The sequence below is a fragment of the Streptomyces sp. NPDC002889 genome (genome assembly GCF_042888425.1).
GTDB lineage: Bacteria > Actinomycetota > Actinomycetes > Streptomycetales > Streptomycetaceae > Streptomyces.
The window spans coordinates 518,940-539,513 of sequence record NZ_JBIAPT010000001.1 but is presented as its reverse complement, the minus strand read 5'-3'; the positions used below and the strand labels follow the sequence as shown (position 1 = coordinate 539,513).

21 protein-coding genes and 1 riboswitch are annotated in these 20,574 nt (G+C 69.9%); of the genes, 12 read left to right on the top strand and 9 right to left on the bottom strand.

The window, feature by feature from the left end:
- Window positions 1–11: 11 nt before the first annotated feature.
- Window positions 12–1,529, bottom strand: coding sequence for a gamma-aminobutyraldehyde dehydrogenase (locus ACFYWI_RS02450; RefSeq protein ID WP_389224209.1), 1,518 nt, complete (start codon window positions 1,527–1,529; stop codon window positions 12–14).
- 175 nt (window positions 1,530–1,704) lie between these two features.
- On the opposite strand from ACFYWI_RS02450, the gene ACFYWI_RS02445 reads away from it, so the two are divergent.
- Entirely contained in the window at window positions 1,705–2,262 is a 558-nt protein-coding gene (locus ACFYWI_RS02445) for an NADAR family protein (RefSeq protein WP_389224205.1), read from the top strand.
- Here ACFYWI_RS02445 and ACFYWI_RS02440 read toward each other — a convergent pair.
- Complete coding sequence (locus ACFYWI_RS02440; RefSeq protein WP_389224202.1) at window positions 2,252–2,959, bottom strand: DUF4190 domain-containing protein; 708 nt, start codon at window positions 2,957–2,959, stop codon at window positions 2,252–2,254. The two genes, ACFYWI_RS02445 and ACFYWI_RS02440, sit on opposite strands and share 11 nt — an antisense overlap.
- Window positions 2,960–3,069: 110 nt before the next feature.
- Between ACFYWI_RS02440 and ACFYWI_RS02435 the strand changes: the two genes are divergently transcribed.
- Both ACFYWI_RS02435 and ACFYWI_RS02430 read left to right on the top strand, forming a co-directional pair.
- Window positions 3,070–4,095 carry an adenosine deaminase gene (locus ACFYWI_RS02435; RefSeq protein ID WP_389224199.1) on the top strand — a complete coding sequence of 342 codons (1,026 nt, stop codon included), beginning with the start codon at window positions 3,070–3,072 and terminating at the stop codon, window positions 4,093–4,095.
- Between the two features lie 20 nt (window positions 4,096–4,115).
- Complete coding sequence (locus ACFYWI_RS02430) at window positions 4,116–4,817, top strand: glycerophosphodiester phosphodiesterase (protein ID WP_389224197.1); 702 nt, start codon at window positions 4,116–4,118, stop codon at window positions 4,815–4,817.
- 50 nt (window positions 4,818–4,867) lie between these two features.
- Here ACFYWI_RS02430 and ACFYWI_RS02425 read toward each other — a convergent pair whose 3' ends face one another.
- Window positions 4,868–5,401, bottom strand: a complete 534-nt coding sequence (locus tag ACFYWI_RS02425; RefSeq protein WP_389224194.1) for a hypothetical protein — start codon at window positions 5,399–5,401, stop codon at window positions 4,868–4,870.
- 50 nt (window positions 5,402–5,451) lie between these two features.
- Window positions 5,452–6,615, bottom strand: coding sequence for a PotD/PotF family extracellular solute-binding protein (locus ACFYWI_RS02420; RefSeq protein WP_389224447.1), 1,164 nt, complete (start codon window positions 6,613–6,615; stop codon window positions 5,452–5,454).
- 165 nt (window positions 6,616–6,780) lie between these two features.
- Between ACFYWI_RS02420 and ACFYWI_RS02415 the strand changes: the two genes are divergently transcribed.
- Together ACFYWI_RS02415 and ACFYWI_RS02410 are read left to right on the top strand one after the other, a co-directional pair.
- Window positions 6,781–7,143, top strand: coding sequence for a DUF1304 domain-containing protein (locus ACFYWI_RS02415; protein ID WP_389224191.1), 363 nt, complete (start codon window positions 6,781–6,783; stop codon window positions 7,141–7,143).
- The gene (locus ACFYWI_RS02410) at window positions 7,140–7,694 is read left to right on the top strand and encodes a TetR/AcrR family transcriptional regulator (protein ID WP_389224188.1); all 555 of its coding nucleotides are present in this window, start codon (window positions 7,140–7,142) and stop codon (window positions 7,692–7,694) included. The genes ACFYWI_RS02415 and ACFYWI_RS02410 overlap by 4 nt, the downstream gene beginning before the upstream one ends.
- Window positions 7,695–7,815: 121 nt before the next feature.
- Here ACFYWI_RS02410 and ACFYWI_RS02405 read toward each other — a convergent pair whose 3' ends face one another.
- Window positions 7,816–9,255 carry a gamma-aminobutyraldehyde dehydrogenase gene (locus ACFYWI_RS02405; protein ID WP_389224445.1) on the bottom strand — a complete coding sequence of 480 codons (1,440 nt, stop codon included), beginning with the start codon at window positions 9,253–9,255 and terminating at the stop codon, window positions 7,816–7,818.
- Between the two features lie 185 nt (window positions 9,256–9,440).
- Between ACFYWI_RS02405 and ACFYWI_RS02400 the strand changes: the two genes are divergently transcribed.
- The 5 genes from ACFYWI_RS02400 (at window position 9,441) to ACFYWI_RS02380 (ending at window position 14,537) form a co-directional block, all read left to right on the top strand.
- Window positions 9,441–9,941, top strand: a complete 501-nt coding sequence (locus ACFYWI_RS02400; protein ID WP_389224186.1) for an Lrp/AsnC family transcriptional regulator — start codon at window positions 9,441–9,443, stop codon at window positions 9,939–9,941.
- Complete coding sequence (locus ACFYWI_RS02395) at window positions 9,926–11,305, top strand: aspartate aminotransferase family protein (RefSeq protein ID WP_389224183.1); 1,380 nt, start codon at window positions 9,926–9,928, stop codon at window positions 11,303–11,305. The genes ACFYWI_RS02400 and ACFYWI_RS02395 overlap by 16 nt, the downstream gene beginning before the upstream one ends.
- Before the next feature lie 184 nt (window positions 11,306–11,489).
- The gene (locus tag ACFYWI_RS02390; protein WP_389224180.1) at window positions 11,490–12,218 is read left to right on the top strand and encodes an ABC transporter ATP-binding protein; all 729 of its coding nucleotides are present in this window, start codon (window positions 11,490–11,492) and stop codon (window positions 12,216–12,218) included.
- Complete coding sequence (locus tag ACFYWI_RS02385; protein ID WP_389224177.1) at window positions 12,200–13,363, top strand: hypothetical protein; 1,164 nt, start codon at window positions 12,200–12,202, stop codon at window positions 13,361–13,363. The genes ACFYWI_RS02390 and ACFYWI_RS02385 overlap by 19 nt, the downstream gene beginning before the upstream one ends.
- Before the next feature lie 46 nt (window positions 13,364–13,409).
- On the top strand, window positions 13,410–14,537 hold the full coding sequence (locus ACFYWI_RS02380; protein WP_389224174.1) for an LOG family protein: 1,128 nt from the start codon (window positions 13,410–13,412) through the stop codon (window positions 14,535–14,537).
- Window positions 14,538–14,604: 67 nt separating this feature from the next.
- On the opposite strand, the gene ACFYWI_RS02375 is transcribed toward ACFYWI_RS02380, so the two are convergent.
- The 4 genes from ACFYWI_RS02375 to rlmN all read right to left on the bottom strand — a co-directional run bounded on the left by ACFYWI_RS02375 (window position 14,605) and on the right by rlmN (window position 19,676).
- Window positions 14,605–15,627 (bottom strand): ABC transporter ATP-binding protein, encoded by a 1,023-nt coding sequence (locus ACFYWI_RS02375; RefSeq protein ID WP_389224443.1) that lies wholly within the window; start codon window positions 15,625–15,627, stop codon window positions 14,605–14,607.
- A gap of 5 nt (window positions 15,628–15,632) precedes the next feature.
- A complete protein-coding gene (locus ACFYWI_RS02370) occupies window positions 15,633–17,261 on the bottom strand; it encodes an ABC transporter permease (protein WP_389224441.1) in 1,629 nt (542 codons plus the stop codon).
- Between the two features lie 38 nt (window positions 17,262–17,299).
- Window positions 17,300–18,397: a thiamine ABC transporter substrate binding subunit gene (locus ACFYWI_RS02365; RefSeq protein WP_389224171.1), complete on the bottom strand. Its 1,098-nt coding sequence runs from the start codon at window positions 18,395–18,397 to the stop codon at window positions 17,300–17,302.
- Window positions 18,393–18,499: riboswitch (TPP riboswitch) on the bottom strand. (Overlaps the previous gene by 5 nt.)
- Window positions 18,500–18,569: 70 nt before the next feature.
- Window positions 18,570–19,676, bottom strand: coding sequence for a 23S rRNA (adenine(2503)-C(2))-methyltransferase RlmN (rlmN, locus tag ACFYWI_RS02360; RefSeq protein WP_389224168.1), 1,107 nt, complete (start codon window positions 19,674–19,676; stop codon window positions 18,570–18,572).
- A 192-nt stretch (window positions 19,677–19,868) separates the two neighbouring features.
- On the opposite strand from rlmN, the gene ACFYWI_RS02355 reads away from it, so the two are divergent.
- Both ACFYWI_RS02355 and ACFYWI_RS02350 read left to right on the top strand, forming a co-directional pair.
- A complete protein-coding gene (locus ACFYWI_RS02355) occupies window positions 19,869–20,279 on the top strand; it encodes a DUF6233 domain-containing protein (protein ID WP_389224165.1) in 411 nt (136 codons plus the stop codon).
- A 26-nt stretch (window positions 20,280–20,305) separates the two neighbouring features.
- A complete protein-coding gene (locus ACFYWI_RS02350) occupies window positions 20,306–20,512 on the top strand; it encodes a hypothetical protein (protein ID WP_389224162.1) in 207 nt (68 codons plus the stop codon).
- Window positions 20,513–20,574 lie beyond the last annotated feature (62 nt).

Here is a 20,574-nt window from a genome sequence, read left to right as displayed (position 1 = left end):
ATGGTGTGCCGTTACGGCCGGTCCCCGAAGATCGTGCGGTGCCAGTCCTTCCTGACGACCGCCGTGTTGTCGTACATCACATGCTTGACCTGCGTGTACTCCTCGAACGAGTACGAGGACATGTCCTTTCCGAAGCCCGATGACTTGTAGCCGCCGTGCGGCATCTCGCTGATGATCGGGATGTGGTCGTTGACCCAGACGCAGCCCGCCTTGATCTCGCGGGTCGCCCGGCCCGCCCGGTAGACGTCGCGGCTCCAGGCCGAAGCGGCGAGTCCGTAGGGGGTGTCGTTGGCGAGGGCAATGCCTTCGTCGTCGGTGTCGAAGGGCAGCACGACCAGGACAGGTCCGAAGATCTCGGACTGCACGATCTCGCTGTCCTGGGAGGCGCCGGTAATGAGCGTGGGCCGGTAGTACGCGCCGTCCTTCAGCTCTGCCCCGGGTGCTTCGCCACCGGTGACGACGGTGGCGTACGCACGGGCCCGCTCGACGAAGCCCGCCACGCGGTCGCGCTGGAGGTGCGAGACGAGCGGGCCGAGGTCGGTCCCCGGGTCGAAGGGGTCGCCGAGCCGCACACTTGCCATCAGGTCGGCCACGGCGCTGACGAAGGCGTCGTACAGGGGCCGCTGGACATAGGCCCGGGTGGCGGCGGTGCAGTCCTGACCGGAGTTGATCAGGGAGCCCGCGACCGCGCCGTGGGCCGCGGCCTCGACATCGGCGTCGTCGAACACGACGAACGGGGCCTTGCCGCCCAGCTCGAGGTGGAGGCGCTTGACCGTGGCGGTGGCGATCTCCGCCACGCGCTTGCCGATGGCGGTGGAGCCGGTGAAGGAGGTCATGGCGATGTCCCGGTGGCCGACCAGATGCTCGCCCGCGTCCTTGCCCGCGCCGCTGATGATGTTGACGACACCGTCGGGGACGCCCGCCTCCGCGGCCGCCTCGGCAAACATCAGCGAGGTCAGCGGGGTGATCTCGGCGGGCTTGAGCACGATGGTATTCCCCGAAGCTATGGCCGGGAGGATCTTCCAGGCGGCCATCTGGAGCGGATAGTTCCACGGGGCGATGGAGCCGACCGTGCCGATGGGCTCCCGGCGCACGTACGAGGTGTGGTCGCCGCTGTACTCGCCCGCGGACTGGCCCTGGAGGTGGCGCGCGGCTCCGGCGAAGAAAGCGGTGTTGTCGACGGTGCCCGGCACGTCGAACTCGGTGCTGAGCTTGATCGGCTTGCCGCACTGGACGGTCTCGGCCTCCGCGAGCTCCTGCGACCGCTCGGCGAGCACGGAGGCGAACCGGTGCAGGGCGTCGGAGCGCTCACCAGGGGTGGCGCCGGCCCAGCCGGGAAAGGCCTCGCGGGCCGCGGCGACGGCGGCGTCCACGTCCGCGGTGCCGGCCAGTTCGTAGGTGTGGACCGTCTCGCCGGTCGCGGGGTTCACGATGTCCTGCGTGCGCCCCGACGTGCCCGGGCGCAGTCGACCGCCGATGTACTGCGCGCCCTGCGCGAAGCGGTCGTTCATCTGGAAGCGGTTGCCCATGACGCTCTCCGTTGTTCCAGCTCGATTTGAGTGCCGATCCTGGCAGAGGGTGATGCGCGCAACAAGGGATTCCGTTGTTGCCTTTTGGTTACGCGACGGAATCGGTCGACCAAGTGTCGCGTCGGCTGAACAATCCGTGTACGCACTGTCGGTGGTCACTGCCAGACTCGCATGCATGGGGATGGACGAGCTGATCACGCAAGCCGCGGCCGGACAGAGGATCAAGTACCTGCATTTCTGGGGCCATGCGCCGCGCCCGGACGGCAGCATCGGAGCAGGCTGCCTCAGCCAGTGGTGGCCGTCACCCTTCGTGGTGGACGGCGTGCGCTATGCCACCGCGGAGCACTGGATGATGGCCGCGAAGGCCCGTCTGTTCGGGGACGCGGAGGCGGAGCGCAAGGCGCTGGAGGCGACCAGCCCGGCAGCGGCCAAGAAGGCGGGGCGGCTGGTGCGCGGCTTCGACGAGAACAGGTGGAAGCGGGAGCGCTTCGAGATCGTGCGAGCGGGCAGTGTGCACAAGTTCGGACAGGATGCCGACCTGCGGGAGTTTCTGCTGGGCACCGGCGACCGGGTGCTCGTCGAGGCCAGCCCGGTGGACCGGATCTGGGGCATCGGACTGGCCGCCGACGATGAGCGGGCGGAGGATCCCACGCGCTGGCGCGGGCTCAATCTGCTGGGTTTCGCGCTGATGGAGGCGCGCGCGGAGCTGGGCGTGCGGTGGGCTACCGGCTGACGTCGACCACGAGGGTGTTGGAGTACGAGTCGTCGTAGTCGTAGTCGTTGTTCCGGTCCTCGTTGATGGCCCTGGTGATACCCCAGGCGAGCAGACCGATGACGACCGCGCCGATGACGATGCCGATGGAGCCCAGGATGATGCCGGCCAGGGCCATGCCGCCGTTCGTCGCCTCGCCCCGCCCGACGCGCTTGCGGCCGAGGATCCCGAAGATCAGCGCGAGTACACCGAGGATGACCGAGAGGACACCGTAGACACAGAACAGGCACACGGCGAGGATGCCGAGCACCATCGCGGTGATGCCCATGCCGTTCGCCGGGCTCTGCTGCCAGCCGGGCTGGCCGTATCCCGGGTAGCCGGGGTAGCCCGGGTACCCGGCGCCGTACGGGTCGCTCGCGGCCGGTCCGAAGGCCCCGCCGGCAGGGGCTGCGGGGTAGCCGTAGGCACCGGCCGCCGACTGGGCCGGCCCGCCGGGCGCGGTGGGCGGCGGCGGCACTGCACCCATGTCGTCCACGGACCCGACGGCGGGCATCGAGGTGACCGTCGGCTGGTCGTGCACGGGCCGCGGCGCGGCTGCCGGCTGCTTGCCCAGCGGCACCCCGTCCTGCGGGGCGCTCTGCGCGGCGCTGCTCTCCGGCGGAGCCCACGGGTCGCGCGGCTGCGGCCCGCCCGCCGGCTGGGCCTGATTGTCAGACATTGTTCTCCCCCACTTGTGGTGCGGCCATGCTACGGCCTGGTTCCTGAGCCGGACCGGGCCCCTACGATGATCCCTGACGACCAGCGGCCGATCCCATCCGGAGGCACTCGATGACCGATCTGCACCCCTTCATCGCAGGGCTGCCCAAGGCCGAACTGCATGTGCACCACGTCGGGTCGGCCTCCCCGCGCATCGTCGCGGAACTCGCCGCCAACCATCCGGACTCGAAGGTCCCGACCGACCCGGAAGCGCTCGCCGACTACTTCACGTTCACGGACTTCGCACACTTCATCGAGGTCTACCTCTCGGTCGTCGACCTGATCCGCACGCCCGAGGACGTCCGGCTGCTCACCTTCGAGGTGGCCCGGGACATGGCGCGGCAGAGCATCCGCTACGCCGAGCTGACCGTCACGCCCTTCAGCTCGACCCGGCGCGGCATCGACGAGAAGGCGTTCATGGCGGCGATCGAGGACGCCCGCAAGGCGGCCGAGGCGGAGCTCGGCGTCGTACTGCGCTGGTGCTTCGACATCCCCGGCGAGGCAGGGCTCGCGGCCGCCGAGGAGACAGCGCGCCTCGCCGTGGACCTGCGTCCGGAGGGCCTGGTCTCCTTCGGCCTCGGCGGCCCGGAGGTCGGTGTGGCGCGCCCGCAGTTCAAGCCGTACTTCGACCGCGCGATCGACGCGGGCCTGCACTCGGTGCCGCACGCAGGCGAGACGACCGGGCCGCAGACCATCTGGGACGCGCTGAACGAGCTGCGCGCCGAGCGCATCGGCCACGGCACCAGTGCTGTCCAGGACCCGAAGCTTCTGGCACACCTGGCGGAGCACCGCATTCCGCTGGAGGTCTGCCCCACCTCCAACATCGCGACACGCGCCGTCGTCGACCTGGACCGGCACCCGATCAAGGAGATGGTCTCCGCCGGTGTCCTGGTGACGATCAACAGCGACGACCCGCCGATGTTCGGCACCGACCTCAACAGCGAGTACGCCGTCGCCGCCCGGCTGCTGGATCTGGACGAGCGGGGACTCGCGGACCTGGCGAAGAACGCGGTGGAGGCGTCGTTCCTGGACGCCGCGGGCAAGGCCAGGATCACCTCCGAGATCGACGAGTACACCACCGCGTGGCTCGCTCGCTGACCGGCGCCCACACTGGTTCCATGCGCACCGTCACGGCCGTCGCCCACCGCGGGGACCCGTACCGCGTCCGGGAGAACACCCTGCCCTCGCTGCGCTCTGCGATCGAACGCGGCGCGGACGCACTCGAGATCGATGTACGGCTCACCCGCGACGGGGTGCCCGTGCTGCTGCACGACGACTCGCTGAAGCGGCTGTGGGGCCACGACCGTCCGCTCGCGAGGCTCACCCACGCCGAGGTGCACGGCCTGACGGGCGGCGCGGTGCCGACGCTGCGCGACGCTCTGATCGAGGTCGGCGCACATCGCCTGATGGTCGATCTCCCGGGCGCCACAGAGGAGTCGGTGCGCACGGTGGTCGGCACCGTCCACGAGTACGGTGCGGGCGACCGCGTCTACTACTGCGCCGGCCCGACGACGATGCTCGCGGTACGGGCTGCCGACCCGTCGGCCGAGATCGCGATGACCTGGACCACGCTCGCCCCGCCGCGCCCGGTGCTCGTCGCCGCGGTGGCCCCGCGCTGGCTGAACTACCGATTCGGCCTGATCGGGCGGGAGTTGGCGGACCGCGTGCACCGGGACGGGATGTTGCTCTCGGCCTGGACGGCCGACACCCGGCGCACGATGCGCAGGCTGGTCGGCTGCGGAGTCGACTCGATCACGACCAACCGGGTGGACGCGCTGCGGGCCGTGCTGCGCAACTCGGCTGCTGACGAACGAGCCTGATCCGGCCCGCGGTCACCGCCTGCGGCACGTTCGCGGCGTCCGTGCGGCGTTCAGGTGCCGGCCGCGAGCGCGGTGGGGGGCGCCGCCGTCAGCGCCTCCAGCCGCTTGATCCTGCGGCGCACGAGGTACAGCGGGACAACGCCGAAGACCCCGAAGGACATGTCGATCACCGACCACCAGAAGGGGATGCCGCGGATCGGGCCGCAGATCAGGGCGAGCGGGATGATGCCGGCGCAGGCGATCATCCCGAACTCGACGACCCAGACGTTGCGTACCGGATCGCGGTAGGGGCCGTAGAAGGCGACCGCGATCACCAGGTGGGCGAAGGCCAGCCAGTCCGTGCCGTACAGCACGAAGGGGTACTTCTCGTCGGTGGCGTCCAGGCCCTCGCGGACCCTCTCGACCCACTGCACCAGGCCGGGGAAGTGCTCCGGCACCCCCGCGGCAGATGACGTCAACAGGTCCTCGAGCCAGTGGAGCTCATGGACCAGCGGAAACGCGGTCACTCCGCTCAGGACGAGACAGACGACGAAGAAGCCCAACCAGACACGTATGCCCCGCAGAAGGGCCGCGCTCTCGCTCATACCGGCAGCGTACAGCGCGAATGAACGTGTTCAAAAATCAAGGGTGCTCTTCACAGTCCCACGATCGCGTTCCAGCGTTTCGCGAACTCCCGCCGCTCCCCCGCCGTGATGTCACGGGAGATGGCGAGCCGCGCCCGCATCCGATCGTCGGGGAAGATCAGCGGGTCCTCGGCCAGCGCCGCGGTCTCCTCGTCCTTGGCGGAGGCCAGCACCTCGCGGGCGGCGGGCACCGGGCAGACATAGTTGACCCAGCTCGCGAGCTCCGCCGCCACCTCGGGGTGGTAGTAATGGTCGATCAGCGCCTCGGCATTGCGCTTGTGGCGGGCGAGGTTGGGAATCATCAGGCTCTCGGCCCACAGCTCGCCGCCCTCTTCGGGGACCACGAACTCGATGTCCGGGTTGTCGGCCCGGAGTTGGATGACGTCACCGGAGTAGGCCTGGCAGGCCAGAACGTCGCCGGTGGAGAGGTCCTTGATGTAGTCGTTGCCGGTGAAGCGCCGGATATGACGGCGCTTCACGAGCTGTTCCACCTGCTCGCACATCAGGTGGAAGTCATCGGCGCGCCAGCGGGTGACGTCGACACCGTTGCCCTGCATCAGCAGCGCAAAGGCCTCGTCGAGCCCGGACAGCAGCGTGACCTTGCCGCGCAGATCGTCCGCCCACAGTTCACGGGTACTCCTGATCTCCCGGCCGAGCCTCCTGCGGTTGTACGCGATGCCGGTGATCCCGCACTGCCAGGGGACACTGTGCCGCCTCCCCGTGTCGAAGGCGGGCGAACGCAGCTGTGGATCCAGGTAGGTGGCGACATTGGGCTGGCCGGCCCGGTCCATCTCCTGCACCCAGCCGAGCCGTACGAAGCGGGCCGCCATCCAGTCGCTGAGGACGACGAGGTCCCGGCCGGTCTCCTGATGATTCATCAGGGCGGGGCTGATCTTCCCGAAGAACTCGTCGTTGTCGTTGATCTCCTCCGTGTAGCGGACGGAGATCCCGGTGCGCTCGGTGAAGGCGTCGAGGGTGGGCCGCTCGGAGGTGTTCTCGTCGTCGGTGTCGATGTAGAGCGGCCAGTTGGCGAAGTCGAGACTCCGCTCCCGCGCGGAGAGATCGCGGCGGCCACGGTCGCCGGGGTCCACATAGGCAGGGGGGACACCGCAGCCGGCCAGCGCGAGCCCGGCCGTACCGCCGCCGATGGCGCACAGCAGGGACCGTCGCGACATGAGGTTCTTCCGGATCGCCGACACGTCCGAAGAATGCCGGGCGGCGCGGGCCCGCAGCAATGGACGCTGCGTCGATCCGTGGACGTGACTCCCGACACCCTGTCAATCATGGACATGTGTCTATACTTACTGGATACCTGTCCAGAAAGTGGAATCGAGTAGATCATGAACACAACGGCCCACATCCTGGTCGGCCTCGTGGCCGCGCTGCACGTCTACATCCTGGTTCTGGAAATGTTCCTGTGGCAGCGGAAGCCGGGCCGTGAACTCTCCGGCTTCGACGCGGAGATGGCCCGCGCCACCGCCCCGCTCGCCGCGAACCAGGGGCTGTACAACGGGTTCTTGGCCGCGGGCCTCATCTGGGGCCTGATCGCCGCTGATCCCACGGGGTATCGCGTGCAGGTCTTCTTCCTCGCCTGCGTGGTCGTCGCGGGCCTGTACGGCGGCTTCACCGCGAACCGGCGCATCCTGGTGGCACAGGCCCTTCCCGGCGCCCTCGCGCTGGCAGCCGTACTGTTGGCCGGATGAGCGACCCGAGGGCGGAACGGACCCGGTCAAGGCTGCGCGAGGCACTGCTGGAGGAATGCGCCGAGCGACCTCTCGAGGAGGTCAGCGTGGCGGCCGTGGTGCGCCGGGCACAGGTCGGCCGGGCCACGTTCTATGTGCACTACCCGGACCTCGACGCGCTGGCGGTCGACGCCTGCGCCGAAGTCGTACGGGAGGCGGTGGACGCTCTGCACGCCTGGCGGGGCCTGCCGGATCCGGCCGTGCCGCCACCCGCGCTGACGGATTTCTTCACCAGGACGGCCGCGAACGCCGCTCTCTACCGGACACTGCTGCGCGAGGGCGGCAGCGGCCCGCTGGGCGAGCTCCTCCACCGCGAGCTGCGCGAACGAAGCCGTTCCGAACGAGAACTGGCCGGCGCACCGGCCCCCGCCCTGATCGCCACGGCGGTGGCCTCCACGTTCGCCGGCCTCCTCGCGGACTGGCTGCACGGCACCATCGCGTCGCCCCCGGACCGGATGGCCGCCCAGACCTGGCGTCTCCTGCTGGCGCTGCACACGACCCCGACCGAGTAGTGCCGGGGCATGCGGGCCACGGCCGCAACGGCGCTGCGGAGCTTCCGGGCGCCTCCGGTCACGAAGAACAGGGGAGGGGCGGGGGCAACCGCCCCCGCCCCTCCCCGTTACGCCACGTATGTCAGCCGTCGAGCGACGTCATCACGTGCTTGATGCGCGTGTAGTCGTCGAAGCCGTACGCCGACAGGTCCTTGCCGTAGCCCGACTTCTTGAAGCCGCCGTGCGGCATCTCCGCCACCAGCGGGATGTGGGTGTTGATCCACACACAGCCGAAGTCCAGCGACTTGGACATCCGCATCGCCCGCGCGTGGTCCTTCGTCCACACCGAGGAGGCGAGCGCGAACTCGACGCCGTTCGCCCACTCCAGGGCCTGCGCCTCGTCCGCGAAGGACTGGACGGTGATGACGGGTCCGAAGACCTCGTTCTGGATGATCTCGTCGTCCTGTTTGAGGCCGGAGACCACGGTCGGGGCGTAGAAGTAGCCCTTGTCCCCGACCCGGTGGCCGCCCGCCTCGACCTTGGCGTGCGCCGGCAGGCGGTCGATGAAGCCACTCACCTGCGCCAGCTGGTTGGCGTTGTTGAGCGGGCCGTACAGCACGTCGGCGTCGTCCGGCTGTCCGGTCTTGGTGTCGGCAGCGGCCTTCGCCAGCGCCTGCACGAACGCGTCGTGGATGGACTCGTGCACGAGCACACGGGCGGCGGCGGTGCAGTCCTGGCCGGCGTTGAAGAAGCCCGCGACCGAGATGTCCTCGACCGCCTTGTCGATGTCGGTGTCCTCGAAGACCACGACCGGGGCCTTGCCGCCGAGCTCCAGGTGGACGCGCTTGACGTCCTTGGCCGCGGAGGCGGCGACCTGGATGCCGGCGCGTACGGAACCGGTGATGGAGGCCATCGCCGGAGTCGGGTGCTCGACCATGGCGCGGCCGGTCTCACGGTCGCCGCAGATGACGTTGAAGACGCCCTTGGGGGCGATCGAGCCGATGATCTCGGCGATCAGCACGGTCGAGGCGGGCGTGGTGTCGGACGGCTTGATGACGACGGTGTTGCCCGCCGCCAGGGCCGGTGCGAACTTCCACACGGCCATCATCATCGGGTAGTTCCACGGCGCGACCTGGGCACAGACGCCGACAGGCTCGCGGCGGACGATGGAGGTCATGCCCTCCATGTACTCGCCCGCGGAGCGGCCTTCGAGCATGCGCGCCGCGCCCGCGAAGAAGCGGATCTGGTCCACCATCGGCGGGATCTCTTCGGTGCGCGTCAGCTCGAGCGGCTTGCCGGTGTTCTCCGACTCGGCCGCGACGAGGTCCTCGGCCCGCTCCTCGAAGGCGTCCGCGATCTTCAGCAGAACCTTCTGGCGCTCGGCCGGGGTGGTGTCGCGCCAGGCGGGGAAAGCGGCCGCGGCAGCGTCCATGGCGGCGTCGACATCGGCCTGGCCGGACAGCGGCGACGTGGCATACACCTCGCCCGTGGCCGGGTTGACCACGTCGATGGTCCGGCCGTCGGCGGCGTCCCGGAACTCCCCGTTGATGTAGTTGCGCAGACGACGCAGCTCGGTGGTCACTGTTGCCACCCCTCCTGTCCTGTCGGACGTCCGATCGGTGAGACATCCACCCTAATCGCTCAGCCGACGTTTTCAACAGGCCCGACCGTTCGCAACTTCGGATTCGGTTAGATTCCACCCGTTCAACAACGAATTTCATCGCTCAGGGCTTGCCAGACCGACGAGTCGCGGTGCAAAGTGACGTCGTGGCCAGCCGAAGCGCAGACTCCAGGACCGGAGCGGGAAACGGATCGTCGACCCCGACGATCGATGCCGTCTCCCTCGCGATCATCGAACAGCTCCAGGAGGACGGGCGTCGCCCCTACGCCGCGATCGGCAAGGCCGTGGGCCTGTCCGAGGCGGCCGTGCGGCAGCGTGTCCAGAAGCTGCTCGATCAGGGCGTGATGCAGATCGTCGCCGTCACCGACCCGCTCACCGTGGGCCTGCGACGCCAGGCGATGGTCGGCATCAGGGTCGAGGGCGACCTCGACCCGGTCGCGGAGGCGCTCACCGCCATGGCCGAGTGCGAGTACGTGGTGGTGACCGCGGGCTCGTTCGACCTGATGGTGGAGATCGTCTGCGAGGACGACGACCACCTTCTCGAAGTGATCAACAAGCGGATCCGCGCGCTCCCCGGCGTGCGCTCCACCGAGAGCTTCGTTTATCTAAAGCTCAAGAAGCAGACCTATATGTGGGGAACCCGATAGCCGTGAGCAAGGACCTCTCCAAGACCGCCTACGACCACCTGTGGATGCACTTCACCCGCATGTCGTCGTACGAGAACGCCCCCGTGCCGACCATCGTGCGCGGCGAGGGCACCTACATCTTCGACGACAAGGGCAAGCGCTACCTCGACGGCCTGGCGGGCCTCTTCGTGGTCAACGCGGGGCACGGGCGGCGCGAGCTCGCCGAGACCGCCTTCAAGCAGGCGCAGGAGCTCGCTTTCTTCCCCGTATGGTCCTACGCGCACCCGAAGGCCGTGGAGCTCGCCGAGCGCCTGGCCGACCACGCCCCGGGTGATCTCAACAAGGTCTTCTTCACCACCGGCGGTGGGGAAGCCGTCGAGACCGCGTGGAAGCTCGCCAAGCAGTACTTCAAGCTCAAGGGCAAGCCGACCAAGTACAAGGTCATCTCACGCGCCGTCGCCTATCACGGCACCCCGCAGGGCGCCCTGTCGATCACCGGCCTGCCCGGCCTGAAGGCCCCCTTCGAGCCGCTGGTCCCCGGCGCCCGCAAGGTGCCGAACACCAATATCTACCGCGCGCCGATCCACGGCGACGACCCCGAGGCCTTCGGCCGCTGGGCCGCCGACCAGATCGAGCAGCAGATCCTCTTCGAGGGCGCGGACACCGTCGCGGCCGTCTTCCTCGAGCCGGTGCAGAACGCGGGCGGCTGCTTCCCGCCGCCGCCCGGGTACTTCCAGCGCGTGCGCGAGATCTGCGACCAGTACGACGTGCTGCTCGTCTCCGACGAGGTCATCTGCGCGTTCGGCCGCCTCGGCACGATGTTCGCCTGCGACAAGTTCGGCTACGTCCCGGACATGATCACCTGCGCCAAGGGCATGACCTCGGGCTACTCCCCGATCGGCGCGTGCATCATCTCCGACCGCCTGGCCGAGCCGTTCTACAAGGGCGACAACACCTTCCTGCACGGCTACACCTTCGGCGGCCACCCCGTCTCCGCGGCGGTGGGTCTCGCCAACCTCGACATCTTCGAGAAGGAAGGCCTCAACCAGCACGTCCTGGACAACGAGGGCAACTTCCTGTCCACGCTGCAGAAGCTGCACGACCTGCCGATCGTCGGCGACGTCCGCGGCAACGGCTTCTTCTACGGCATCGAGCTGGTGAAGGACAAGACGACGAAGGAGTCCTTCACCGAGGAGGAGACCGAGCGGGTCCTCTACGGCTTCCTGTCCAAGGCGCTGTTCGACAACGGTCTGTACTGCCGGGCCGACGACCGCGGCGACCCGGTCGTCCAGCTGGCCCCGCCGCTGATCGCCGACCAGTCGACGTTCGACGAGATCGAGGCGATCCTGCGCAACGTCCTGACGGAGGCCTGGACGAAGCTCTAGACACCACCCCGGCCTCCCCGCGAACGGCCCGGGTACCTCCATCCGAGTGAGATGGACGGTACCCGGGCCGCGTGCTTCCCATCACCTCGCCGCTGACTCCTTAGCGTGCCCAGTGACCGATCGGCCCTGTCTTCGTTCCCCCGTACGGGGGGCCGGAAATCTGATCAGAAGCGAGGAGTACGCCATGGTGGCCCCGCCGGACAACGATGTGCTCTGGTCACGTACCCTGCACCACTCCCACCGCGGCTCGCCCGCGCTCGTCGGTGTCTCGCTGGGCGTGCGGGAGAGCGAGATCCTCGCCGTGTGCGGCCCGCGCGGCAGCGGCAAGACCACACTGCTGCGCTGCCTGTCCGGCCAACTCGTCCCGCAGCAGGGCGAGGTGTGGTTCAACAGCTCGCCCGTGCACACGCTGCCTCCGCTCCACCGGGAACGGCTGCGGCGCGAACGGTTCGGCTGGATCGACCCCGAGCCGACCCTTGTGCCGGAGCTGAAGGCATGGGAGAACGCGGCCCTGCCCCTGCTCCTGCGCGGGGTCTCGCACCGTGCTGCGAAGACCACGGCGATGGAGTGGATGGAGCGGCTGGACATCGGCGGCTGCGCGGACAAGCGCCCCTACGCCCTGCTGCGCGCGGAGCAGCAGCGTGTGTGTGTCGCCCGGGCCCTGGTCACCACGCCGACGGTGCTGTTCGCCGACGAGCCGACGGCGACGCTCCACCGCGCCGACCGGGCGCATGTACTGCGTACGCTGACAGCCGCGGCCCGCTCGCACCGGATCACCGTGGTGCTCGCCACGCACGACGCCGATGTGGCGACGCTCGCCGACCGGGCGATCACGCTCGTGGACGGACGGCGGGTCAGCTCTCTCGGGACCGCCGACGCGGAAGGCCAGGCCGCGTGCTCGCTCTCCGTCTAGCCCGCCGCGCACATCCCGTGGTCCTGCTGCGCCGGCTGATGGTGGCGGCGGCATCGGCGGGGGTCGGCTTTCTGCTGCTGTGCACGCTGGCATATGCGCTGTCCCACCCGGAGGACTCGGGCACGTCCGTGGTGCGCCTGCTGTGGTGCCTGGTCCCGCTCGCCGCGACGGTGCACTTCGCGGTGGCCGTGGCCCGCACGGACCCGGGCTCGCGCCTGCGTACCGGGCTGTCGGCGGTCGGGCTGGGGCCGGCACGCCTCGCCGCGCTCGCCGCGGTGTCGACGGCCGTCGCCTGCACGCTGGGCAGCATGCTGGCGCTGCTCTTCTTCCTGCACCTGCGGGGCGATCTGAGGGGGCTGCCGTTCGACGGGGCGGCGGCCGAACTGCTCGCCGCGAACCGGCCGTTGCCACTGGGGGCGGTGCTGACGCTGCTGTCGCTCGTCCCGGTGCTGGCCTCCACCGTGGCGGCGCTCGCACTGCGGCCACGTCCGGCGAAGCCGGGCGAGGAGACCGGGCCGGAGGACCCCGCCGCGCCGCTCGCGGCCCCGCCCGGGCTGCCCTGGGGAGTCGCCCTGGCCGCCGCGGGGCTCGCCGTCGAGACGTACGCGAGCCGCGGTGCGGCCGGCGCGGCGCTCCCGCTGCCCGGCCAGGTCGCCGACGGCCCGGCCGGTGTCCTCGCGGGCTGGGCCCTGACCACCCTCGGCCTCGCACTCGCGGGCCCGGGCATCACCCATCTGTGCGGGCGTCTCATGCAGACCGCACGTCCCGGGGCGACCCGGCTGCTGGCCGGCCGTGTCCTGATGGAGGAGGCCCGCCGCATCGGCCGCCCGCTGGGCGTGGTGTGCGCGGTGGCCTCGGCAGCGTTCGCGGCCTCGACGGTGTACGGCAGATCTCCCGACGTCTTCGGGCCGCTGACGGCCCTCGGCATGGTCCTGGTGGTGACCTGCACGACGGCGACGCTGCTGACGGCGGCACTGGAAGCCCGACAGGCCAGATCCCACACCCGGACCACCCTTCTGCGCCTGGGCACCCCGCTCACCGCCCTCCGCCAGGCCACGGCGTTGCGGGTGGCGGCGCTGCTGGTGACTTTCGTTCCCCTGACCTGGACGGTGGCAACCCTGGCCGCGACCCCGCTGACCCACTGATCCACCCCCTTCCTGCGGCGCCACCGGAAGGGCCTATCGTTGCCGCATGGCGCACCCGCAGCACCCACGGCACGACCGCGAGATCGAGTCCATCGAGGAGTTCGACGAGATTGCCGCACAGGGCTCGCTCGCCGGGTACCGGGTGCAGTCCGTCGATCTCTCGCACCGCACCTTCGCACTGCTCAGCTGCGACTGCGCCGACGCCGTGTTCCTCGGTTGCCGCATGCACGCCGACGCCGACGCCAAGGTACGGGCGGATGGCGCGCTCGTGTTCCCGCCGGTGCCCGGGCTGCCCTTCGATCCGTACCGGGGGCGGCTCTACTCCCCCGACGAACTCTTCACGGGCCTTGCCGGCAGCGGATACGACGCCACTCCCGACGCTCTCGCCTACAGCTGGTTCCAGTCCACCAAGGCCGACGGCGACATCTACGCCTCGATGCTCCGCTCGATTCACGACGACGCGATCTCCGATGCCCTGGACGAACTCCTCGTCGGCGCACGGGTCGTGGGCGTGATGGGCGGACACGCGATGGCCCGTGGCACGGATGCGTACGCCGGGGCCGCCCGGCTCGGTCGGACGCTGGCGCGAGACGGGTTCACGGTCGCGACCGGCGGCGGGCCCGGTGCGATGGAGGCTGCCAACCTCGGTGCGTACGCGGCCGCTCACCCCGACGAGATGCTGGACGACGCCCTGCACCTCCTCGCCAAGGCGCCCTCCTTCGTCCCCTCGGTCTCCGACTGGGCGCTCGCCGCGTTCGAGGTGCGGAACCGCTGGCCGCAGGGCGGCGACTCGGTCGGCATTCCCACCTGGTTCTACGGCCACGAGCCGCCGAACGCCTTCGCGGGGCACATCGGCAAGTACTTCGCCAACGCAACCCGCGAGGACGGCCTGCTGTCCCGCTCCACCGCGGGCGTGGTATTCCTCCCGGGCGCCGCGGGCACCGTGCAGGAAATCTTCGACAACGCGACCCCCAACTACTACGAGTCCCGGGGCGAACCCACCCCGATGGTGCTGGTGAACCGCGCCCACTGGACCGAACAGCTCCCCACCTGGCCGCTGCTCGAGTCGCTGGCGCGCGGCCGGTCGATGCAGACGCGTATCTCCCTGGTGGACACGGTCGACGAGGCTCCGGAAGCACTCGCACGACTGGCGGCGCAGGGGCCGGCAGCGTAAGGGACTGCAGCACAAGGCGCGTCAAGAACTGACACCGTTTCGGCCGCCTGGCCCGCGCGGCGCAGCGCTACTCCGGCGGGAGCACGACCACCTCGGCCGGAGCGAACGTCACTCCCACCTCCGTGCCCGGCTCCGGGGCCTGATGGAGCCCGCACTCCGCCTCCAGCGGCGGGGCGCCCTGCGGACGGAGCCGCAGCGCGACATGCGTGCCGCGGAAGGTACGGGAGGTCACGGTGCATCGCAGGCCGTCGGCTACGGGACCCACCCGCACTCCGGACGGGCGGATCAGTACACGGCACGGCCCCTTCACAAAGCCGACCGGCACCGGGACCTCGCCCCACACAGTGTCCGCGACAGCGCCCCGTACCGTCGCGGCAACGACGTTGTCGAAGCCGAGGAAGCGCGCGACGAACTCGGACGCGGGCCGCTGCCAGACCTCAAGCGGCGTGCCGCTCTGAGCGATCCGGCCGTCGCGCATCACGACGACCCGGTCGGCCAGCGCGAAGGCCTCGCCCTGGTCATGGGTGACGGCGAGCACCGTCGTACCCAACCGTCCGAACAGCGCGCGCAGTTCGACGACCAGGCGCTCGCGCAGACCACGGTCCAGCTGGCCCAGCGGTTCGTCGAGCATCAGCAGCCGCGGCTCCGGCGCGAGCGCCCGCGCCAGTGCCACCCGTTGCTGCTCACCGCCCGACAGCGACGAGACAGACCGCCGCGCGGCACCCGGCAGCCCGACGAGTTCCAGCAACTCACCCGCCCTGCGGGCCTGTTCGCCGCGTCCGATCCCATGCATCCGCAGCCCGAAGGCGACATTGCCGCCCACGTCGCGCTGTGGGAACAGCTGATGGTCCTGGAACATCAGGCCCACCCCGCGCCGGTGCGCCGGCACCCTTGTCTGGTCCGCGCCACCGAGCAGCACCCGGCCGCCGTCGGTGTCCTGCAGTCCGGCGACAGCCCGCAGCAGCGTGGACTTGCCGCTGCCGCTCGGGCCGAGAACGCACACGATCTCGTGCTCGGCGACCTCCAGATCCACCGCGTCGAGCGCAGCGCGCGACCCGAACCGTACGGTCACGTCCGACAGCCGCAGCATCACCATCAGAACTCCTCCGAGGTCTTGTCGGTACGGGCCCCCGTACGGATACGTTCGAGGAGCAGCAGCGCCAGAGCGCACACCGCCATCAGAATCGTGCTGAGCGCCATCGCCTGCCCGTAGTTGAGCTCACCCGGCCGCCCCAGGAGCCGCGCCACGGCCACCGGCAGCGTCGGCCGGTCGGGCCTGGCGATGAAGACGGTCGCCCCGAACTCGCCGAGGGAGACGGCGAAGGCGAACCCCGCGGCGATCAGCAACGCCCGCCGTACCAGCGGCAGATCGACCTCACGCCAGGCGCGCAGCGGCGATGCGCCGAGGACGGCGGCAGCCTCGCGCAGCCGTTCGTCCACGGCCCGCAGGACCGGCAGCATGGTGCGTACGACGAACGGGACGCCGACCAGTGCCTGGGCGAGCGGCACCAGGATCCAGGAGGCCCGCAGATCCAGTGGCGGCTCGTCGAGGGTGATCAGGAAGCCGAAGCCGACGGTGACCGCGGAGACCCCGAGCGGCAGCATCAGCAGCGCGTCGAAGCCGCGCACCAGCCGCCCGGCCCTTCGGGTGAGCGCGGCCGCCGCGAGCCCGCCGACGGCCACCGCGATGGCAGTGGCGGCCAGGGCGTACTGGAGGGAGTTCCACACCGCTTCGATGGGCGGCACCAGGAAAGCCCCGCCGCTCACGTCCATCCGGCCAAGTGCGCGGTAGTAGGCAAGGCCGTATCCGCCGGGGGTGTCGAAGGAGCGCTCGACCAGCACCGCCAGCGGCGCGATGAGCAGCAGGGCGATACCGGCGAGGACCGCGGCGAGCAGTGCCCACTGGCCCGCCCCGCGCGGCCGGCGCGCGGTCTGCGCCGGGTCCACCAGGCGCAGTGCGCTTTCCCGCCGCCGTACCGTCCGTGCGTGCACGGCGAGGATCATGCCGACCGCGGCGAACTGCACCAGAGTGAGCACGGCCGCCGTGCGCAGGTCCAGCAGGTGGGCCGTCTGACGGTAGATCTCCACCTCGAGGGTGGCGAAGGTGGGACCGCCGAGGATCTGCACCACACCGAACGAGGTGAAGGTGAACAGGAAGACCATCAGAGCGGCGGCTGCCACGGAAGGGCCCAGCGCCGGCAGCGTCACGCTGCGCCAGGCCGCGAAGCGTCCGGCGCCGAGCACCCGGGCGGCCTCCTCCTGGCGCGGGTCGAGCTGGGACCAGAGGCCGCCCACGGTCCGTACGACGACCGCATAGTTGAAGAAGACATGCGCGAGCAGGATCGCCCAGACAGTGGTGTCGAGGCGTACGCCCCAGAGTTCGTCGAGCAGCCCGCCGCGTCCGAGCAGCGCCAGGAACGCCGTACCGACGACGACCGTCGGCAACACGAACGGAACCGTGACCACGGCCCGCAGCACCCGCTTGCCGGGGAAGTCGAGACGGGCGAAGACATAGGCGCCGGGCAGTGCGATCAGCAGGGTGAGCGCGGTGGAGGCGAACGCCTGCCAGGTGGTGAACCACAGCACGCGCAGCAGTTCGGGGCGGCCGAGTACCTCGCCGATCCGCCCGAACTGCCATACCCCGTCGGCCTTCAGCCCGCGTCCGACGATCGCGGCGACGGGGTAGGCGAAGAAGAGTGCGAAGAACGCGACGGGCCCGGCCAGCAGAGCCAGCCGCGCCGCGTTCCCGCGTACGGTTCCGCTTACTTCAGGACGAGCGAGGACCACGACTGGACCCACTGCTCACGGTTCTTGGCGATCGTGTCGGGGGCGACGGTCGCCGGCTTGTCGACGACCACTCCGTGCTCGGTGAACAGGGCGGGCAGCTTCGCGTCCTTGACCACCGGGTTCACGAACATGTTGAGCGGCATGTCCTCCTGGAACCGCTTGCTGACCAGGAAGTCCAGCAGGGCCTTGCCGCCCGCCTCGTTCTTCGCACCCTTCAGCAGACCGGCGAACTCGATCTGGCGGAAGCAGGTGCCGGTCGCCACCCCGGTCGGTGCCTCGGCAGGCTTCGGGTCGGCGTAGAGCACCTCGACCGGCGGGCTGGAGGCGTACGAGACGACGAGCGGGCGCTCCGCCTTGGCCTTCTTGCCGCCGGCGGATCCGGAGAACTCCTCGTTGTACGCCTGCTCCCAGCCGTCGACGACCTTGACCCCGTTGCTCTCGAGCTTCTTCCAGTAGCTCTGCCAGCCGTCCTCTCCGTACGTGGCGACCGAGCCGAGCAGGAAGCCGAGGCCGGGCGACGAGGTGGCCGCGTTCTCGACGACGAGCAGGTTCTTGTAGGCCGGCTTGGCGAGGTCGTCGAACGTCCGCGGCGGCGCGAGCTTCTTGTCGGCGAAGTACTTCTTGTCGTAGTTCACGCAGATGTCGCCGGTGTCGACGGGGGTGACGCGGTGCTTGTCCTTGTCGAGCTGCACCTCGCCCGCGACCTGGTCCAGGCCCTTGGCCTCGTACGGCGTGAACAGGTCGTTGTCGAGCGCGCGCGACAGGAGGGTGTTGTCCACGCCGAAGAAGACGTCGCCCTGCGGGGAGCCCTTGGTGAGGATCTCCTTGTTGAGGGCCGCCCCCGCGTCCCCGCTCTTGAGCACCTTGACCGTGTAACCGGTCTGCTGGGTGAACTCCTTCAGTACGGCCTCCGAGGCCGCGAACGAGTCATGGCTGACCAGCGTCACGGTCTTGGACTTGCCCTCGCCGGCGTCCGACGAGTCCTTGGCCTCCCCGCCGCAGGCGGCGAGGCCGGCGACGCCAAGGGCACCGACGAGTGCGGTGCCGACGGCACGGCGAAGCTGGCTGTTCATGATGGTGCTGACTCCCTACGCCGGTATGACCCGGATCAGGTCCGAGGGTCTGCGGCCGCGTGCCGCACTCTCAGCGCTGTGTGCGCTCCCCTGTCGGAATGTTCATTGTTCATTTGTGCGAATGCACGGGCACACTATCAGCCATGGCCGACGGGCCCTCCCGACGCCCGGATCAGCGCTCGGACGCCGCCAGCTGTCCGCACGCCCCGTCGATCTCCTGGCCACGGGTGTCCCGGACGGTGACCGGCACGCCATGGGCCGCGATGGCCTCGACGAACGCCTTCTCGTCCTCGGGGCGCGACGCCGTCCACTTCGACCCCGGGGTCGGGTTGAGCGGAATCAGGTTCACATGGACCCGCTTGCCCTTGAGCAGACGGCCGAGCAGATCGCCGCGCCACGCCTGATCGTTGATGTCGCGGATCAGCGCGTACTCGATGGAGATCCGGCGGCCGGACTTGTCCGCGTACTCCCACGCGGCGTCGAGGACCTCGCGGACCTTCCAGCGGGTGTTGACCGGAACCAGGGTGTCACGCAGCTCGTCGTCGGGGGCGTGCAACGAGACGGCGAGGCGGCACTTGAAGCCCTCGTCGGCGAAGCGCAGCATGGCCGGGACCAGACCGACGGTGGAGACGGTGATCCCGCGCTGGGAGAGGCCGAGGCCGTCCGGCTCGGGGTCGGTGAGACGGCGGACGGCGCCGACGACCCGCTTGTAGTTGGCCAGCGGCTCGCCCATGCCCATGAAGACGATGTTGGACAGCCTGGCCGGACCGCCGGGCACCTCTCCGTCGCGCAGAGCGCGCATACCGTCGACGATCTGGTGCACGATCTCGGCGGTCGACAGATTGCGGTCGAGGCCCGCCTGTCCCGTCGCGCAGAACGGGCAGTTCATCCCGCAGCCCGCCTGGGAGGAGATGCACATCGTGACCCGGTCGGGATAGCGCATCAGCACGGACTCGACGAGGGTCCCGTCGTGCAGTCGCCACAGCGTCTTGCGGGTGGTGTCGGCGTCGCACGAGATGTGCCGTACGACGGCCATGAGGTCGGGAAGCAGCTCGCTGGCGAGCTTCTCGCGCGCGGCGGCGGGGATGTCGGTCCACTGGGCCGGGTCATGGGCGTATCGCGCGAAGTAGTGCTGCGAGAGCTGCTTGGCGCGGAACGGCTTCTCGCCGATCGCGGCCACGGCGTCCTTGCGCTCGGCTGGTGTGAGGTCGGCAAGGTGCCGCGGGGGCTTCTTGGCTCCGCGGGGGGCGACGAAAGTGAGTTCTCCGGGCTTCGGCATGGTCTTATCAGTGTCGCAGACGGAATCTCATGACCTGCGGGCCTTGACGCCCGGAGTGGGCATTGACAGTCGTTGGTGGTCACTGCCAGGCACCCTCGGACGGCCCACAGGCGGCCCAGCCCGGAGTGCGTTCTAGCTGGCCAGCAAGCCAAGGAGAAGCGCGAACGACACCGCTGGAGCCGTGGACCACGCATGGCGAACCTCTCCCCCGCGTGTGGTCTCTCTGCCGAACCAGGGCTTCCGGGATCTAGACTCGAACATGTGTCCGAACAAGTTCCTCGCCTGGAGCGCCTCCGCAGCGTCCGCCAGTGGCTCGCGTGGCAGCTGCGCCGCACTGACGAATCCATCGCAGAGCTCGAGCGTCAGGAGGCAGCCGCTGAGCGTGCGGCACGCACCCTGCCGCCGCGAGAGCCGGAGTGGAAGCTTTCGATGCTACGAGGAGGTGGCAAACCCAGCCCGGACGCGGTGCACACGAGCGACTGCGGCATGGCCGGCAACCCCACGAAGCGGCTGACCCGTGAGCAGGCGCTTAGCGCGCTTACACAGGACGGCATCACGGCGTGCCCGTACTGCCGGCCAGACACGGACCTCGGTGTGCTGTGAACCGGGAACCGTCGCAGCCTGAGGGCATGGGCCCAACACCGATCGTTGTGCACCGGGCGACTGTGAACGGCGGCCGGCGGGTGACGGTCCGCGGCCAGATAGTGGGCCTCGCCCACAGTGACGCCGACCTGATCGAGTTCCTGCGGCGAGCGGGCCTGGCGGACGCGTGGGAGGCACTGGACGATCCGCGATGGGTGGAGTGGCGGGGCGGTCGGCCGTACGACCTGGCTTAACCGGGAAGCGGCACCCCTCCCGACTGTGCCTCTTGTTGCGCAGGAACTTGTGCGGCCCCTGC

Excerpts from the sequence above, each read along its gene's own strand:
- ACFYWI_RS02450 (WP_389224209.1), bottom strand. The coding sequence starts at position 1,529 with ATGGGCAACCGCTTCCAGATGAACGACCGCTTCGCGCAGGGCGCGCAG.
- ACFYWI_RS02445 (WP_389224205.1), top strand. The coding sequence starts at position 1,705 with ATGGGGATGGACGAGCTGATCACGCAAGCCGCGGCCGGACAGAGGATC.
- ACFYWI_RS02440 (WP_389224202.1), bottom strand. The coding sequence starts at position 2,959 with ATGTCTGACAATCAGGCCCAGCCGGCGGGCGGGCCGCAGCCGCGCGAC.
- ACFYWI_RS02435 (WP_389224199.1), top strand. The coding sequence starts at position 3,070 with ATGACCGATCTGCACCCCTTCATCGCAGGGCTGCCCAAGGCCGAACTG.
- ACFYWI_RS02430 (WP_389224197.1), top strand. The coding sequence starts at position 4,116 with ATGCGCACCGTCACGGCCGTCGCCCACCGCGGGGACCCGTACCGCGTC.
- ACFYWI_RS02425 (WP_389224194.1), bottom strand. The coding sequence starts at position 5,401 with ATGAGCGAGAGCGCGGCCCTTCTGCGGGGCATACGTGTCTGGTTGGGC.
- ACFYWI_RS02420 (WP_389224447.1), bottom strand. The coding sequence starts at position 6,615 with ATGTCGCGACGGTCCCTGCTGTGCGCCATCGGCGGCGGTACGGCCGGG.
- ACFYWI_RS02415 (WP_389224191.1), top strand. The coding sequence starts at position 6,781 with ATGAACACAACGGCCCACATCCTGGTCGGCCTCGTGGCCGCGCTGCAC.
- ACFYWI_RS02410 (WP_389224188.1), top strand. The coding sequence starts at position 7,140 with ATGAGCGACCCGAGGGCGGAACGGACCCGGTCAAGGCTGCGCGAGGCA.
- ACFYWI_RS02390 (WP_389224180.1), top strand. The coding sequence starts at position 11,490 with ATGGTGGCCCCGCCGGACAACGATGTGCTCTGGTCACGTACCCTGCAC.
- ACFYWI_RS02380 (WP_389224174.1), top strand. The coding sequence starts at position 13,410 with ATGGCGCACCCGCAGCACCCACGGCACGACCGCGAGATCGAGTCCATC.
- ACFYWI_RS02375 (WP_389224443.1), bottom strand. The coding sequence starts at position 15,627 with ATGCTGCGGCTGTCGGACGTGACCGTACGGTTCGGGTCGCGCGCTGCG.
- ACFYWI_RS02365 (WP_389224171.1), bottom strand. The coding sequence starts at position 18,397 with ATGAACAGCCAGCTTCGCCGTGCCGTCGGCACCGCACTCGTCGGTGCC.
- rlmN (WP_389224168.1), bottom strand. The coding sequence starts at position 19,676 with ATGCCGAAGCCCGGAGAACTCACTTTCGTCGCCCCCCGCGGAGCCAAG.
- ACFYWI_RS02355 (WP_389224165.1), top strand. The coding sequence starts at position 19,869 with ATGGCGAACCTCTCCCCCGCGTGTGGTCTCTCTGCCGAACCAGGGCTT.
- ACFYWI_RS02350 (WP_389224162.1), top strand. The coding sequence starts at position 20,306 with ATGGGCCCAACACCGATCGTTGTGCACCGGGCGACTGTGAACGGCGGC.